The organism is Rhodobacter sp. P1_C2, from assembly GCF_056406375.1.
The window spans coordinates 118,525-134,245 of record NZ_JBFUAG010000009.1; the positions used below are offsets into that span (position 1 = coordinate 118,525).

Genomic DNA, 15,721 nt, shown 5'->3' on the forward strand with positions numbered 1-15,721 from the left:
TCTGCTTCGAAAGGTTTCTCCGATGCGGAATTTTGCCCTGCCCCTGATGCTGGCCACCGGCCTCTCCCTCGCCGCGCCGCTCCAAGCCCAGACCAACCTCGGCGATGTGGTCAATGGCGTGGCGCAGAGCCTTCTGACCCAGCAGCTGGACCAGCGCGCCTATGTCGCAGCCCAGAACGCCAATACCGTCAGCGCCTATCGCAGCTATCTGGCGCAGTTCCCGAACGGGATCTACCGCGGCAATGCCCTGAACGCCCTGGCCCGGCTGGGCGCCACCACCACCTCGCCCCTTCCCGGCACGCCCGCGCCGGGCACCGGCGGCAGCCTGTCGCCCGCGCAGGAAGAGGCCGCTCTTGGCCTCAGCTACACCCAGAAGGTCACGATCCAGCGCCGCCTCACCGCGCTTGGCTTTGACACCCGTGGCGCCGATGGCGTCTGGGGCTACAACACCCGGACCGCGATCGCCAACTGGCAGGCGCGCAACCGCCAGACGGCCACCGCCTATCTGACCCTGTCCCAGGCCAACAGCCTGCTGCAAGGCAGCGTCGTCACCCCGCCGACCGGCGGCAATACCGGCACTGGCACCGGCACCCTCTCCGCCGCCGAGGTCGAGGCCTCGCTTGGCCTGTCGCGCACCCAGCGGGTCACCATCCAGGCCCAGCTGAACAAGATCGGCTATCCCACCGGCACGCCGGACGGGCTCTGGGGGACCAAGACCCGCACCGCGCTGGCCAAATGGCAAGGCGCCAACAAGATGACCGCCACCGGCTATATCACCGGCGCCCAAGTCAGCCTGATCGCGAACCAGGCCGGCACCGTCGCCCAGCCGGGTCCGCAGCCCGGCAGCGGGGCCAATGCCGCGCTGGAGGAAAGCCTGCTGAGCCTGACCTCCTATGAGAAGATCGACCTGCAGCGCCGCCTGTCGCGCCTCGGCTACAACACCTATGGCGCCGATGGCGTCTTCGGCCAGAACACCCGCACCGCCATCGCCCGCTGGCAGGGCGACGAGGGGCTGAGGGTCACCGGCTACCTCACCGCCGATCAGGTGCGCAAGATCCGGGTCGAAACCGGGAACTGATCCGCTGAAACGCTCCAAGCCAGCAAACCCCGCCCGTCGTGGCGGGGTTTTCGTGATGCGCCAAAGCCCAGCCCGGCCAATCCGGCGCGACAGGGCCGGATCGGCATGATCGGCCGCATGAAACCTGTTGTTAACCAGTCGCTGCCATGCTCTAGCACATGTCCAACTACATCCGCCCCAGACAACCCGGCGCAACCGTGTTCTTCACGGTGGCCTTGGCGGGCCGCGGATCAGACCTGTTGACGCGGGAGGTCGAGGTCTTGCGCGAGGCGGTCCGGACCACCAGGGCGGAAAGGCCCTTCGGCATCGATGCCTGGGTGGTCTTGCCGGATCATCTGCATTGTGTCTGGACTTTGCCGGAAGGCGACCGGGATTTTTCAACCCGGTGGAGCGTGATCAAGGCACGGTTTGCGCGCGCCATGCCCTCGGTGCCGCGCAGGGAAAGCCACGCCAAACGGCGCGAACACGGAATTTGGCAACGCCGATTTTGGGAGCATCACATCCGGGACGAAACCGATTACCGCAACCATGTGCGATATTGCTGGATCAACCCGGTCAAGCACGGCCTGGTGAACCGCCCCGAGGACTGGCCCTTCACCTCGTACCGCAAGCAAACCGACGGAGATATGCTGACGTAGGGTGCGCATTCATTGCGCACCTTTGTTGCGCATTCGTTGCGCACCCCTGATAACCATGAGTCTGCGTCCAGACACCTTCGCGGTCATACGCGGGGAACGTCGGGGAAGTGGTGCGCGATGAATGCGCACCCTACGCTCATCGGACCATTTTCTCCCCGGCAAGAGCCGGGGCCGCGGCTCACCCCCAAACCTCCACAAACTCCCGCCACTCGCCCTTGCTCATCCCGCTCGCGGGCTGGTCCACCGCTTCCCCTGCCAGACGCCGCTTCAACACCTCGACAGCCTTGCCGCTCAAGGTCACGCCGCCCATCCGGTAATCCTCGAAGGCGGCATAGGCCAAGGGCACCCAGTCTTTCACCAGGCGGCAGATCTCGTCGGCATAGACGCGGATCTCGTATTGGGCGTGGGCGTCGGCGCGCAGGCGGAGGAAGTGGAAGAGGTTGTGCAAATCCACCTTCCAGTACCATTGCGTGTAGATGTTCATCGGCAGGTTCATCCGCGCCAATTCGCGGGCCAGACCCTGCTGGCCCTCTTGGGAAAGCATCGCCTCGTAATGGTCATAGGAGGTCGCCGCATCGCGTTTCAGCATGTCCAGCACGCGGGCCGCCTCGGCCCCTTCCAGCACGGCGCCGCGGCCCTGGTTGTTGACCGTGCTCTGGGCGGCCAGCTGTTCGGGCTGCGGGATATAGAACTCGCGGTCGAGGATCGAATAGCGGGCGGAGTATTCGTTGACGTTGGCGGTGCGGTGGCGGATCCATTGGCGGGCGACGAAGACCGGCAGTTTCACATGCAGCTTGATCTCGCACATCTCGAAAGGGGTCGAGTGCCAGTGCCGCATCAGGTAGCGGATCAGCCCCTCGTCGTTGGAGACATGCTTTGTCCCCGCGCCATAGGAGACCCGGGCCGCCTGCACGATGGCGGCATCGTCGCCCATATAGTCGATGACGCGGACAAGCCCGTGGTCCAGCACCGGATTGGCCTTGTAAAGATGCGCCTCCATCCCGTCCGAGACGGCGCGGTAGGTCAGGCGCGGGGTGGCACGGGCGGCCTCGATTTCGGCAAGCTGTTCAGGGGTCAGCGGCATGGCGGGCGGCCTTTCGGTGTGGTGCTGCGAAGGATGAGTCGGACCCCACTCTATCTGGTGGAGGCGGGCATAGGAACCACAATGGGTGCGGTGGTGCAACGCCGCATCACGCGGAAGGGAAATTCCGCACCAGTCACGGGGTTTTTGACCTTTTCCGACATATCCGGCAAACTACCCGCAAAACCAGAAAAAAACTTGTGAGGCATCATGTCGGTCATCAAAACCTCGCTCCTGGCCGCAATCGTGCTGGCCGGATGCAGCGGCAAGCCATTTCAGTCGGACAGCGGATCTTCGGGCGGGGATTCCTCTTCGGATGCGTCGATAGCGCCGCTGCCGGGCACGACCTCGCCCAGCCCGAGTTCCGCCATCACCCGCACCGAGGCGGAAAACGCGGGTCCGGGCGGGGCGAAGGTGAACGGCAACGGCTTTGCCCAGGGCTTCACCTATGATCCCAAGGCCAAGACCTTCACGGTCGAGAACATCGCCTTCGACGGCAACAATGTCTACAAGCCGGACACCAAGAAGCCGACGCTCGGGCCCGCCCAGGTCTTTGCCGGCCCGAATATCTACAAGGACGACGTGACCGGCACGCCGATCAACCAGTTCTCCTACCGCGCGCTTTATGGCGAGTCCAAGACCGGCAACAGCTTTGCCATCGTGCGGACCGGCGCCTATGTGAACTATGGCTTCGGCGGCTTCATCTACAAGCGGGCCGAGGGCAATGGCGTGGTCCTGCCGAAATCGGGCGAGGCCTATTACAGCGGTCAATACGCGGGCCTGCGCGATTCCGACACCTCGGCCACGCTGAACTACACCACCGGCAAGATGGACATGGCGATCAACTTCGGCTCCTCCGCCTCGGCCGAGACGAACAACGCCAATGGCGCGGTGATCCGGGGCACGGTGTCGGACCGCAAGATCTTTGACCTGAACGGCACCGACATCACCGCCAGCGTGGTCTCGGCGATCAATGCCGACAAGAAGCCGGATGTCGACCTGGTCTCCCTGCCCGTCCTGCAGTTCAAGGTCGGCCCGGGGGTGATGGACAACAATGGCGAGATGACGGGCACGCTGAACAGCGACATCGTCTCGAACGGCAAGGGGACCGAGTTCGAAAGCGGCACCTATTACGGTGTGCTGTCGGGCGATGCCACCACCGGCGCCAAGGACGAGGTGATCGGCATCCTGGTCGTCAACTCGACGATCAATGGCGATCAGGGCCGCGAAACCGGTGGCTTCATCCTGTACCGCAAGTGAACCGCGCCCTGCGCTGGGCCGCCATGGCCTGCGTGCTGGTGGGTCTGGGTGCGGGCCTTGCCAGCGGCAAGCCTGCCGTCCTGACCGTCGACCAGATGCGCGCCTTCGGCGTCGAGGCGCTGGCGCGCGGCTATGCCGATCAGGCCCTGAGCATTGCCGAGGCCCTGCTGACCCGCGACCCCGATGACAGTTCGGCGCTGGCCCTGAAGGCGCAGGCCCTGCGCCTGTTGCAGCGCCTGCCGGAAAGCGAGGCTGCCGCCCGCCAGGCCTGGGCCGAGGCCGACACCCCCGGCGCGCGCTATACTGCCGCCAGCACGCTGGCGCAGGCGCTGTCGCTGCAAGGCCACCGCACGCGGGCGCAGTTCTGGCTGCGCCGCGCCGTGCAGGAGGCCCCGAACGGCGCCGCCCGCCAGCAGGCCGAGCAGGATTTCGACTATGTGCGCGGCCAGAACCCCCTGAGCCTGCAATTCGACCTTTCGGTCCAGCCCTCCAACAATGTGAACGGCGGCGCGCGCGATCCGCTGTTCGAATACAAGGGCATCCCCTTCGTCCTCTCCGGCGATGCGCAGGCGTTGTCGGGCCTGTCGCTGGGGCTGGGGGTGCAGGGCAAATACCGGCTGTCCGATACTCAGGCCGGCGTCACCTCGCTGACCTTCGCCCTGAACCAGCAGGGCGTGCTTCTGTCCGAGGCGGCGCGGGCCAAGGCGCCGATGGCGCGCAACAGCGACTATGCCCTCAGCCATGTCGAGGCGGGGGTGGAGCGGGAGTTTGCCCTGCCCATCGGCCTGACCACGGCCGGGCTAACCGCTGGCCATACCTGGTATGATGGCGCGGACCTGTCCAACAACCTTGGCGCCGAGCTGACGCTGGCGCGCCCCGTCGCGGGCGGGCGCGGCAGCTTCTCCTTCGGGCTGACGCGGCAGAACCGGCTGGATCTGGCGCTCTCCTCCTCGACCGAGGCCGCGCTCGGGGCCTCGCTGTCGAAGCCGGGGCCGAAGGGTGACACCTGGCAGGGCAGCGTCAGCCTGGCGCGCATCGTCTCGGACGACATCGGGATCGACCATGCCGAGGCGACCCTGGCCCTCGGCTGGCAGGCCAAGGCGCCGATCATGGGGCTGGATCTGGGGGCGAGCCTGTCCCTGCGCGGGGCGGATTACGCGGCCTCGCCCTATACCGCCACCGGGCGGCAGGATCTGCGCTGGGCGGCGAGCCTGTCGGCCCAGGTCGAAAAGATCAGCTACATGGGCTTTGCCCCGGTCCTGTCGCTGGATTTCGCGCGCAATGACAGCAATGTCTCTCTCTACGACACCCAGACCATCGGGGTCAGCCTCTCGGTCAAATCGCGCTTCTGATCTGGCTTTCCGGGGCTTTGCTGCTAGGTTGCGGCCATGCAATCCCCGGCCCCCGTGGTCGCATGGCAAGAGGAACCCTCATGAAACTGCGCTATCTGCACACCATGGTCCGCGTGCTGGACCTCGAGAAATCCATCGCCTTCTACAAGCTTCTGGGTCTGGAAGAGACCCGCCGGATCGAGAACGAGAAGGGCCGTTTCACGCTGGTCTTCCTCGCCCCGCCCGGCCAGCCGGAAACCCCGGTCGAGCTGACCTACAACTGGGATGGCGACACCGGCCTGCCCTCGGACAGCCGGCATTTCGGCCACCTGGCCTATGAGTTCGAGAATATCTACGACATCTGCGCCAAGCTGCAGGCCGCGGGTGTGACGATCAACCGCCCGCCGCGCGACGGCCACATGGCCTTTGTGCGCAGCCCCGACAATGTCTCGATCGAGCTGTTGCAGATGAACGGCAGCCTGCCCCCGCAAGAGCCCTGGGCCAGCATGGGCAATACCGGCATCTGGTAAGCCCCTCTATCGAAAAGACAAAGGCCCCCGGTCCGCACCGGGGGCCTTTGCGTTGGAAGGCCAAATCAGTTCGACAGGCCCGCGATCTTCTGCGCCAGGGTCTGCAGCGCCTGCGACTGGGCCGCGGCAATCGCCCCCGGTCCCGGCGCGCCGATGGCGAGGTTGATGTCGAAATTGCGCGCCAGATCGCCGCCCTGTTCGGAGGTCACGAAATAGCGCCCCGACAGGTGGAAGATGCCATCCGCCCCCGCCAGCATCCGCGCGATGCGGACCTCGACCTGGCGCTGCGGCGGCTCGTTGAAGGGCCAGGGCTCGGCAATGGCGGTGGCGCCGCTGACGGCGGTGATCTGGTTGGCAAGAAAGCCCGTCACCGCATGGACCGGATCATCGGCCCAGATCTGGTCGGGCCGGCTGCGCAGGGCGCCGTCGGGCGTCTGATAGGCGATCTCCTGCCCCGAGGCATATTGCGGCAGGACCACATCCTTGATCATCACCCGGCCCAGCTTGTTGGGCAGATGCCGGGCCAGCGGGGCGCTGTCGATCAGGTAATGCCCGGTCTTCTCCGGCTTGGCGCAGCCTGCGGCAAGGGCCACGAGGATCAAGAGGGCATAGCGTGTTCTGGTCATGGGATGCCCTATCGGCCAAAGAGGAAGGATTGCGGGTTGCGTTCGATGGTCTTGGCGGTGGAGCCCACCGCTGCCGCCGTCCGCTGGATCTCGCGCAGCATCGCGGTGACCAGCTGGCCGACATCGGAATTGGCGCCATAGCCCGCCGCCAGCCGGTTCACATTGGTCACGGCGGCCTTGGCCTGGGCAATGACCTCGGGTAGCTGGTCGCTGGCCTTGGACACGGCTTCGGCGGCATGGCGGGCCTGTTCCAGCGCGGCGTTGAGGTTGGTCACCGCCCCGCCCTGGCGCAGTTCGTCCAGCGTCATGCCCAGCGACTTCAGCGCGGCGCTGAGCGAGGCCGGAACCTGCTGCATCCCGTCCGCTTGCATGAAGCCGCCGATCGCATCCACCGTGGACCGGGTCGAGGTGATCAGCTCCTTCATCGGCAGATCGTTCAGCTTGGCGGTCAGCGTCTTGATCTGCTCCACCACGCCGGGCACGCCCTTGGTCGCATCGGTGAAGGCCGAGGCCGCCGTCTTCAGCGTGTCGACGGTGCTGGTCAGCTGCCCCGCCACATCGGCTTTCTTCAGATCGCCGAGGATCGACTGCGCATTGTCCAGCCCGCCACGCAAGGCCCCCGGCACCGCCTGCACATCGGGCGAGCCGACGAAGCCGCGCAGATCGCCCAAGAGCCCGGTCAGCTGTTCCGGCGCCTTCTGCGTCTCGTCCTTGGCGATGAAGCGGTTGGCGGAATCCATCACCTGGATCGCCGATTTCATCAGATCCTCGACCGGGAGTTTCTGCACCCGGTTCAGGATGTCGCCGGTGACCTGGCTGAAATCGGCCACCTTGGGTTCGATATTGGGCATGACCGGTATCTCGCCCTCGACGAAGAGGATCCGGTCCGGCGGCGCATCGGGCACCACGGTCAGCTCGATCTCCAGCTTGCCACCGAAGAGGCCGGTGCTGACCAGACGGGCGCGCAGGCCCTGTTCGACCTGGGTCTTCATGAAGTCCATGACCTCGTCCGGCGTCACGCCATCGGGCAGGCCCATCTTTTCGCCATTGATCGCGAAATCGACCTCCTGCCGGTAGATCTCCACCCCGCCCGGCGTCTGGTTGGCGCGCACATGCAGGCTCTGGACCTCGCCCACCGGCAGGCCGCGGTAGGTGACGGCGGTGCCCTCGGCGATGTTGCGGATCGAGCCGTCAAGCAGCAGCGCCAGGTTGACCGGGGCCGAGACCGCATCATTGAACACGCTGGACCGCGCCGTGGCCTCGTCGGCAAAAAGCCGGTACTGGTGCGAGGCCTCGACCGGCTTGCCACCCGAAACCAGCGTGGCAAATTCCACCCCGCCCTGGATCAGCGAGGCGACGCTGCGCACGTTCAGCTTCAGACCCTCGGCGCCGAAGGACACCGAAAAGCCCGAGGTGTCCCAGAAGACCGAGGTGGAGGTCAGCCTTTCGTCATAGGGCGACTTGATGAAGGCATCGACCTGCACGCCCGCCGCCGCCTCGTTCAGGCGCAGGTTGCGCAGCTGGCCGACCCTGATGCCACGGTAGATCACCGGCGCCCCTTCGGCCAGCGAGCCGCCATCCTCGCTGAAAAGCGTGATCCAGGTGCCCTCGCCCGGGGTCCGCGCCAGGGGGGCGTCCTTCAACCCGGCAAAGCGCGTGGCCGGCGCGCCCGGCACATTGTCCCACAGCCCCTCGATGAAGACGCCCGACAGAACCGTGTCCAGCCGCGAGACGCCGCTGGTGGTCAGCTCGGGCCGCACCAGCCAGAAGCTGCTGTCGGCATCGACGAAGGGCGCCACATCCTTGTCGACCCGGATCGAGACGACGACCTGGCTCAGATCGGTGCTGAAGCCGATCTTTTCGACCTTGCCGACCTCGACCTCGCGGAATTTCAGCACGGTCTTGCCGACCTCGAGGCCGGACGCATCCGGAAACACCACCTCGATCAGCGTGCCCCGGTCCTCGAAGGTACGCCAGGCCACGCCGAGCGAGACGATCAGCGCCAGCACCGGCACCAGCCAGACGATCGAGATCTTTGTCCAGAACGGCCGTTTTGCGGGGCCGAGGGCAAGCGGTTCGGGGGTGAACTTGTCATTCAAGGCTGCGGGACTTCCTGCTGTTCCAGATCAGGCGCGGATCGAAACTCTGCGCTGACACCATTGTGAAGGCAACCGACAAGCAGAAGGACACCGCTGCCGGACCGGGATGAATCGTCGCCACCACGCCCAGTTGCACCAGGGTGGACAGGATAGCCACAACAAAGACGTCCACCATCGACCAGCGGCCGATGAATTCGACCACATGCAACAGGTGCAGGTGGTGATGCGAGCCGATGACGCGCGGATTGGCGATGCTGACGGCCAGCCAGGCGATGGCGATGAACTTGCCGATCGGGATCAGCACGCTGGCCACGAAGACGATGAGCGCGATGCCGTAATTGCCATGTTTGGTCAGTTCGACCACGCCGCCGATGATCGTGCTGTGGCTCTGGTCCAGCAGGGTCGAGGTGTTGAGCATCGGGTAAAGATTGGCCGGCACATAGGCGATCAGCCCGGCCAGAAGCCAGGCCCAGACCTGTTGCAGGCTGTGCCCCTCGCGCCGGTCGACCAGCCCCGACCCGCAGCGCCCGCAGACCGCGGTGCCCAGCGGCCAGACCCGGCCACAGGTCCGGCAGCCGATCAGCCCCGCCGCCTCTGCGGTCAGGAATTCGTCTGGTCTTCCAGGGCTTGCCATAATGTCCATTTGCAAAGGGAATTGTCATTGACGGTAATCAGAAGAACCAGTCCGCAAAAGGACCAGAAGGCCGGGCCAAGCTCGACCGTGGCAAGGCCCGCGACCTTGACCAGCGCGACCGAGGTGCCGAAGACAAAGATCTCGGCCATCGACCAGGGTTGCAGCTTGTAAGCCAGCCGCAGCGCGCCCGCCGCATGGGCAAAGCCCTTGCGCCCCTGCGCCAGGGGCCAGATCGCATAGATCAGCGCCGAGGCCCGCAGCACCGGGAACAGCACGACCATCGCCAGAACCACAAAGGCCAGCGGCAAAAGCACGCCATGCGCGAAGGCCAGCGGCACCTCGTAAACCGAGGTGGAGCGCGAATTGCCCGCCGCCGAGATCGTGAGGAACGGCGAGAAGATCGCGCTGATCATCAGGATGACCACGGTCAGCGACAGCGCGACCGAACGGACATAGGCATAACCGCGCGGCGCCATCAGGACGGTGCGGCAGCGCCGACACCGCGCGCGCTGCCCGGTCGGCACCGTCACGCGTTGATGCAGGACATCGCATTGCGGACAGGCGATCAGATCCTCCGCTTCCGCCTGCCAGGCCCCGGGCTCCCCACCCGGTATCTCGTGTCTTCCCAAAGCGCTGCTCATCCCCCGAGCCTAGCGCAGGTGTCCCCCACAAGCCACGGATTTATCGCGCAGGCTTGCCCGCCGGGCGCCACGGCGCCCGGAGAAGCTTTGCGCATCGGGCCGGGGCTTCGGGCCCCTTCAGCCTCAGTCCATCTGCCGCAGATCGCTCAAGAGATCGGGGCCGACCGGCGCCCAGCCCAGACGCGCCCGCGTCAGCGCGGCGGAGGCCGACAGATCCATCGCCGCAAACATCGCGAACCAGCCGAAATGATCGGCCGCCGCTTCGGGCGCTAGGCTGACCACCGGCAGGCCAAGCCGCGCCCCGATCTCCTCGGCGATGGCGCGGGCGGAGACCCCCTCCTCGCCCACGGCATGATAGCGCAGCCCCGCCACCCCATGATCCAGCACCAGCGGATAAAGCCGCGCCGCATCCGACAGGTGCACCGCCGCCCAGCGGTTTTCGCCTGCGCCCTGATAGGCCACCTCGCCCTTCGCCCGCGCGATGTCGATATAGGGCGAGATCAGGCCCTGCCGGCGGGTGTCATGCACCTGCGGCAGCCGCACCACGCGCAGATCCAACCCCTTGTCCAGAAGCGCATTCCCCGCCACCTCCGAGGCGATCCGCGGGTTGGGATGGTGGGGGTTGAAGACATCCTCCACCGCGGGCCCCCCGGTTTCCGGCAGCCCGACCCCCACGCCCGAGGTGATGATCAGCGGGCGCGCGCTGCCCAGCAGGACCTCTCCCATCGCCTCAATCGCGCGGCGGTCCTTCTCGCAATTGGCGGCAAAATTGGTGAAGTCATGGTCAAAGGCGGTGTGGATCACCGCATCCGCCCGCTCCGCCCCGGCGCGCAGGGTGGCGGGGTCTTCCAGCGTGCCCCGATGCACCTCTGCCCCCGCCGCCTGCAAGGCCGCGGCCCCCTCGGCCGAGCGGGCAAGGCCCAGCACCTGATGGCCCGCCGCCAGCAATTCGGGCAAGACCCGCGATCCGATGAAGCCGGTGGCACCTGTTAGAAAAATCCGCATGGAAACTGCTCCGATTTGAGTTGCCTGGCTGCTATGGCACCGCGTACTATCCTATTAAAGTAGTGACCTTATCCTAGTATAATGACCAACAGGCTCCGCCACGGAGGCATCCATGCCCGCCGATCCCGGCCCGACCCTCGCCGCCTTCCTGAAAGACCGCCGCGCCCGGCTTGACCCGGTGGCGCTTGGCTTCGGCTCCGGGCGGCGCCGCACCCCCGGCCTGCGGCGGGAGGAGGTCGCGGCCCGCTCCAACATCAGCCCGACCTGGTATGCCTGGCTGGAACAGGGGCGCGGCGGCGCGCCTTCCGCCGATGTGCTGGACCGCATCGCCGCGGGCCTCATGCTGACGGCGCTGGAGCGGGAGCATCTTTTCATGCTGGGCCTCGGTCGCCCGCCCGGGCCGCGCTACAGCGCGCCAACCGGGGTCTCGCCCCGCCTGCAACGCGTGCTGGAGGCGCTGTCGCCTTCCCCCGCGATCATCCGCACCGCGATCTGGGATGTGCTGGCCTGGAACGAGGCCGCAGCATCGCTTCTGACCGATTATGCCCTGCTGGCCCCGGAACAGCGCAACATCCTGCGCCTGATGTTCCTCTCCTCGGAAAACCGGGCCGACCAGCCGGATTGGCGCGCCGTGGCGCGCTATGTCGTGGCGGCCTTCCGCGCCGATGCCGCCCGCTCGGGCGCTGCGGCGGAGGTCAGGCACCTGGTCGAAGAGCTTTCCCGCCTCAGCCCCGATTTCGCCAGCCTCTGGCAGGATCAGGACGTGGCCGACCATGGCGAAGGCGTCAAACGCATCCATCGCCCCGGCGTCGGGCTGGTCGAACTCGAATTCACCGCCTTCTCGGTCACGGGCAGGCCCGATCTGGGCCTGCTGGTCTTCAATCCCGTCACCGAGGCTTCGGCTGAAAAGATCCAGACCCTGATCGCCGCCCGCGCCGCAAGATGAGCGGGGACCCGAGGTGACCTCAGCCCCGCCCCGGTATCAGCCGCACTTCGAATGGCCGCAGTCGTTGCAGGTCATGCAGCCTTCCTTCATCTGCAAGGCATAGGACCCGCAGCTCGGGCAGGCCTTGCCACGCGGCGTCTCGCCCACCACCATGACCTCGGCCTTGGGGTCGGACTTCAGGCCCAGCCCCTCGCCCGCGATGAAGCCGATGGTGATCAGGTGCCGCTCGATCACCCCGCCGATGGCGGCAAGGATGGACGGAATGTACCGCCCCTCCATCCAGGCCCCGCCGCGCGGATCGAAGACCGCCTTCAGCTCTTCCACCACGAAGGAAATATCGCCCCCGCGCCGGAACACGGCCGAGATCATCCGGGTCAGCGCCACGGTCCAGGCGAAATGCTCCATGTTCTTGGAATTGATGAAAACCTCGAAGGGCCTGCGGTGCCCTGCGATGACGATGTCATTCACCGTGATGTACAGCGCATGTTCGCTGCCCGGCCATTTGACCTTGTAGGTATTGCCCTCCAGCGCGGCGGGCCGGTCGAGCGGTTCCGACAGGTAAACCACCTCCGCCCCCTTGGCGGTCTGCGGCGCCTCGGCCGGGGTCTTGTCTGAGCTTTCGCTGACCGTCAGCACCGAGCCCGTCACCGCATTGGGCCGATAGGTGGTGCAGCCTTTGCAGCCCTGATCCCAGGCGGCCATATAGACCTCCTGGAAGGCTTCAAAGCTGATGTCTTCCGGGCAGTTGATCGTCTTGGAGATGCTGGAATCGATCCATTTCTGCGCCGCCGCCTGCATCCGCACATGATCGAGCGGCGGCAGGGTCTGGGCATTGACGAAGTAATCCGGCAAGGGCGCATCGCCGTGCAGCTCGCGCCACAGGCGGACGGCGTAATCGACGACCTCTTCCTCGGTGCGGCTGCCGTCCTTCTGCAGGACCTTGCGGGTATAGGCATAGGCAAAGACCGGCTCGATGCCGGACGAGACATTGCCGGCGTAAAGGCTGATCGTCCCGGTCGGCGCGACCGAGGTCAGCAGGGCATTGCGGATGCCGTGCCGGGCCACCAGCTCGCGCACATCTTCATCCATCGCCATCATGTTGCCCGAGGCGAGGTAGGGATCGGCATCGAACAGCGGGAAGGCGCCCTTCTCCTTGGCGAGATCGACCGAGGCGAGGTAAGAGGCCCGCGCAATCGCATGCATCCATTCCTCGGTCTGCTTGGCCGCCTCGGCCGAGCCATAGCGCAGGCCCACCATCAAGAGCGCATCGGCCAGCCCGGTCACGCCCAGCCCGATCCGCCGCTTGGCCTGCGCCTCGACCTCCTGCTGCGGCAGGGGGAAGCGGCTGGCATCGACCGTGTTGTCCATCATCCGGATCGCCATCCGCACCAGATCCTCCAGCGCCTTGAGGTCCAGCTTGGCCTGGCCGGTGAAGGCGCCGGAGACCAGCGTCGGCAGGTTGATCGAGCCGAGAAGGCAGGCGCCATAGGGCGGCAGGGGCTGCTCGCCGCAGGGGTTGGTCGCGGCGATCTGTTCGACATAGGACAGGTTGTTGGCCTTGTTGATCCGGTCGATGAAGATCACGCCCGGCTCGGCGAAATCATAGGTGTTGCGCATGATCTTGTTCCACAGATCGCGCGCCGGCAGGGTCTTGTAGACCTTGCCGCCGAAGACCAGCTCCCAGGGCGCATCCGCCTTGACCGCCGCCATGAAGGGATCGGTGATCAGGACCGAGAGGTTGAACATCCGCAGCCGCGCCGGGTCCTTCTTGGCCTCGATGAAGGCCTCCACATCCGGATGGTCGCAGCGCATCGTGGCCATCATGGCACCCCGGCGCGAGCCCGCAGACATGATGGTGCGGCACATCGCATCCCAGACATCCATGAAGCTCAAGGGACCCGAGGCATCCGCCGCTACCCCCTTCACCTCGGCCCCGCGCGGCCGGATGGTGGAGAAGTCATAGCCGATTCCCCCGCCCTGCTGCATGGTCAGGGCCGCCTCCTTCAGCGCGTCGAAAATCCCCGCCATCGTGTCGGGCACCGTGCCCATGACAAAGCAGTTGAACAGCGTGACCGCCCGCCCCGTGCCCGCGCCCGCGGTGATCCGGCCCGCGGGCAGGAACTTGAAGCCTTCCAAAGCGCCATAAAACCGCTCTTCCCAGACCGCAGGCTCCTTTTCCACCACCGAAAGCGCCCGGGCGATCCGGCGCCAGGTGTCCTCGACCGAGGCATCGACGGCGCTGCCATCGGCCTCTTTCAGACGGTATTTCATGTCCCAGATCTGCTCGGCGATGGGGGCGGAAAATGCGGACATGGCGGCAACCTTATCGATGGATGGTGGGGAGGGTCAGAGGAATACACCAGATACGCCCCCGGCGCGGCCTCGGCAAGACGATATCACGTTCTGGTTCAGTTGGCGCGAACTTCCCGCGCCAAGCCTTGAGGCCGCGCGGATCGGCCCTATGATGGGTCCATGGCACTCAACATCCTGAAACTCTGCGTCGGCTGCGACTCGGTCGATGACCTCATCGCCTGGCACCAGGCCAATCCCTCGACCCGCCCCGGCGGGGTGCGCCGCCACGTCACCCGGATGTGGCCGAAGCGCGAGGACGAGGTGCTGGACGGCGGCTCGCTCTACTGGGTGATCAAGGGCGTCATCCTTGCCCGCCAGAAGATCGTCGGGCTGGAGAAGGTCGAGGGCGCCGATGGCATCCTGCGCTGCGGCATCCTCCTCGACCCCGAGGTGATCCGCACCGAGGCCGCCCCACGCCGCCCCTTCCAGGGCTGGCGCTATTTCCCGCCTGCGGAATCGCCGCCCGATCTGCCCAAGGGGCGGGCGCTGGATGACGTGCTGCCCCCGGCCCTGGCCCTCGCGCTCGCCGAAATCGGCCTGCGCTGACTTGAACCCGCGGCGAGGGGCTGGCAGACAGGCGGGATGAAACGCCCCCTCTGGCTGGTCGCCGCCCCGTTCATCTTCCTCTTCCTGTGGTCGGCGGGCTTTGCCATCGCCAAGCTGGGCCTGCAACATGCCCAGCCCCTGACGATCCTGGCGCTGCGCTATGTCCTGCTCCTGGTCATCCTGATCCCGATTGCTTTGGTGATCCGCCCGCCCCTGCCGAAAACCTGGCGCGCCGCCTGGGACATCGCCGTCGTGGGCTTTTTGATTCAAATCGTCTATTTCGCGCTCTGCTACCTCGCCTTCAAGAACGGCGTCTCTGCCGGCGCGGTCTCGATCATCGTCTGCCTGCAGCCGATTCTGGTGGCGCTGTCCGCCCCCTATCTGGTGGGCGAGACGGTGTCGCGCAAAGGCTGGATCGGCCTCGCCCTCGGCCTCGCCGGGGCCGCCGTGGTGATCCTCGCCCGCTCCAAGATCGCCGCCGAAAGCCCCTTCGGCCTCGCCTGCACGGTGCTCGGCCTGCTCGGCATCACCGGCGGCACGCTCTACGAGAAGAAATACGGCGTCAGCCACCACCCGGTCACCGCCAACCTGATCCAGTACGGCGTCGGCGCCCTCTTCGCCGTGCCCCTGGCCCTCTTCACCGAGAACCTTCAGATCGACTGGGACCCGCAGTTCATCTGGGTCATGGCCTACCTGATCTTCGGCAATTCGCTGCTGGCGCTCAGCCTCCTCCTCGCGATGATCCGCGTGGGCGAGGTCAGCCGCGTCTCCGCCCTCTTCTACCTCGTCCCACCGCTCTCCGCCCTCTTCGCCTGGCCTCTTCTGGGCGAGGTCATGCCCCCCCTCGGCTGGCTCGGCATGGCGCTCGCCGCCACCGGCGTCGCGATGGCCAGCCGCAAAGGCTGAGACCCGCCCCTTTCATTGGTCCATAAATATCCTCGGGGGTCCGGGGGC

The 15,721-nt window shown here is 66.3% G+C and carries 16 protein-coding genes; 8 read left to right on the forward strand and 8 right to left on the reverse strand.

The features are described from left to right. The first annotated feature begins 22 nt into the window (after positions 1-22). Complete coding sequence (locus AC1DZT_RS16455) at positions 23-1,078, forward strand: peptidoglycan-binding domain-containing protein (RefSeq protein WP_478007725.1); 1,056 nt, start codon at positions 23-25, stop codon at positions 1,076-1,078. 158 nt (positions 1,079-1,236) lie between these two features. Then, positions 1,237-1,716 carry an REP-associated tyrosine transposase gene (locus tag AC1DZT_RS16460; protein ID WP_478007726.1) on the forward strand — a complete coding sequence of 160 codons (480 nt, stop codon included), beginning with the start codon at positions 1,237-1,239 and terminating at the stop codon, positions 1,714-1,716. 178 nt (positions 1,717-1,894) lie between these two features. On the opposite strand, the gene thyX is transcribed toward AC1DZT_RS16460, so the two are convergent. Both thyX and AC1DZT_RS16470 read right to left on the reverse strand, forming a co-directional pair. Beyond that, a complete protein-coding gene (gene thyX, locus AC1DZT_RS16465; RefSeq protein WP_478007727.1) occupies positions 1,895-2,800 on the reverse strand; it encodes an FAD-dependent thymidylate synthase in 906 nt (301 codons plus the stop codon). 50 nt (positions 2,801-2,850) lie between these two features. Further along, positions 2,851-3,018 (reverse strand): hypothetical protein, encoded by a 168-nt coding sequence (locus tag AC1DZT_RS16470; protein ID WP_478007728.1) that lies wholly within the window; start codon positions 3,016-3,018, stop codon positions 2,851-2,853. Between AC1DZT_RS16470 and AC1DZT_RS16475 the strand changes: the two genes are divergently transcribed. The 3 genes from AC1DZT_RS16475 (at position 3,008) to AC1DZT_RS16485 (ending at position 5,918) form a co-directional block, all read left to right on the forward strand. Beyond that, positions 3,008-4,057, forward strand: a complete 1,050-nt coding sequence (locus AC1DZT_RS16475; RefSeq protein WP_478007729.1) for a hypothetical protein — start codon at positions 3,008-3,010, stop codon at positions 4,055-4,057. The genes AC1DZT_RS16470 and AC1DZT_RS16475 overlap by 11 nt on opposite strands. Beyond that, positions 4,054-5,409, forward strand: coding sequence for a tetratricopeptide repeat protein (locus tag AC1DZT_RS16480; protein WP_478007730.1), 1,356 nt, complete (start codon positions 4,054-4,056; stop codon positions 5,407-5,409). Before AC1DZT_RS16475 ends, AC1DZT_RS16480 begins: the two co-directional genes overlap by 4 nt. Positions 5,410-5,489: 80 nt before the next feature. After that, entirely contained in the window at positions 5,490-5,918 is a 429-nt protein-coding gene (locus AC1DZT_RS16485) for a VOC family protein (RefSeq protein WP_478007731.1), read from the forward strand. A gap of 65 nt (positions 5,919-5,983) precedes the next feature. Here the strand turns inward: AC1DZT_RS16485 and AC1DZT_RS16490 are convergent, their stop codons facing one another. The 5 genes from AC1DZT_RS16490 to AC1DZT_RS16510 form a co-directional block, all read right to left on the reverse strand. Continuing rightward, positions 5,984-6,544 carry a PqiC family protein gene (locus AC1DZT_RS16490; protein ID WP_478007732.1) on the reverse strand — a complete coding sequence of 187 codons (561 nt, stop codon included), beginning with the start codon at positions 6,542-6,544 and terminating at the stop codon, positions 5,984-5,986. 8 nt (positions 6,545-6,552) lie between these two features. Then, entirely contained in the window at positions 6,553-8,643 is a 2,091-nt protein-coding gene (locus tag AC1DZT_RS16495) for an MlaD family protein (RefSeq protein WP_478007733.1), read from the reverse strand. Then, on the reverse strand, positions 8,636-9,277 hold the full coding sequence (locus AC1DZT_RS16500) for a paraquat-inducible protein A (RefSeq protein WP_478007734.1): 642 nt from the start codon (positions 9,275-9,277) through the stop codon (positions 8,636-8,638). The genes AC1DZT_RS16495 and AC1DZT_RS16500 overlap by 8 nt, the downstream gene beginning before the upstream one ends. After that, a complete protein-coding gene (locus AC1DZT_RS16505; protein ID WP_478007735.1) occupies positions 9,244-9,918 on the reverse strand; it encodes a paraquat-inducible protein A in 675 nt (224 codons plus the stop codon). Before AC1DZT_RS16505 ends, AC1DZT_RS16500 begins: the two co-directional genes overlap by 34 nt. 123 nt (positions 9,919-10,041) lie before the next feature. Next, positions 10,042-10,923: an SDR family oxidoreductase gene (locus AC1DZT_RS16510; protein ID WP_478007736.1), complete on the reverse strand. Its 882-nt coding sequence runs from the start codon at positions 10,921-10,923 to the stop codon at positions 10,042-10,044. A gap of 112 nt (positions 10,924-11,035) precedes the next feature. Between AC1DZT_RS16510 and AC1DZT_RS16515 the strand changes: the two genes are divergently transcribed. Beyond that, positions 11,036-11,869, forward strand: a complete 834-nt coding sequence (locus tag AC1DZT_RS16515) for a helix-turn-helix transcriptional regulator (protein ID WP_478007737.1) — start codon at positions 11,036-11,038, stop codon at positions 11,867-11,869. Positions 11,870-11,905: 36 nt separating this feature from the next. On the opposite strand, the gene AC1DZT_RS16520 is transcribed toward AC1DZT_RS16515, so the two are convergent. Beyond that, complete coding sequence (locus AC1DZT_RS16520) at positions 11,906-14,182, reverse strand: adenosylcobalamin-dependent ribonucleoside-diphosphate reductase (RefSeq protein ID WP_478007738.1); 2,277 nt, start codon at positions 14,180-14,182, stop codon at positions 11,906-11,908. A 159-nt stretch (positions 14,183-14,341) separates the two neighbouring features. On the opposite strand from AC1DZT_RS16520, the gene AC1DZT_RS16525 reads away from it, so the two are divergent. Next, positions 14,342-14,767, forward strand: a complete 426-nt coding sequence (locus AC1DZT_RS16525) for a DUF1489 family protein (protein WP_478007739.1) — start codon at positions 14,342-14,344, stop codon at positions 14,765-14,767. A gap of 36 nt (positions 14,768-14,803) precedes the next feature. Then, the gene (locus tag AC1DZT_RS16530) at positions 14,804-15,673 is read left to right on the forward strand and encodes a DMT family transporter (RefSeq protein ID WP_478007740.1); all 870 of its coding nucleotides are present in this window, start codon (positions 14,804-14,806) and stop codon (positions 15,671-15,673) included. Positions 15,674-15,721: the final 48 nt, after the last annotated feature.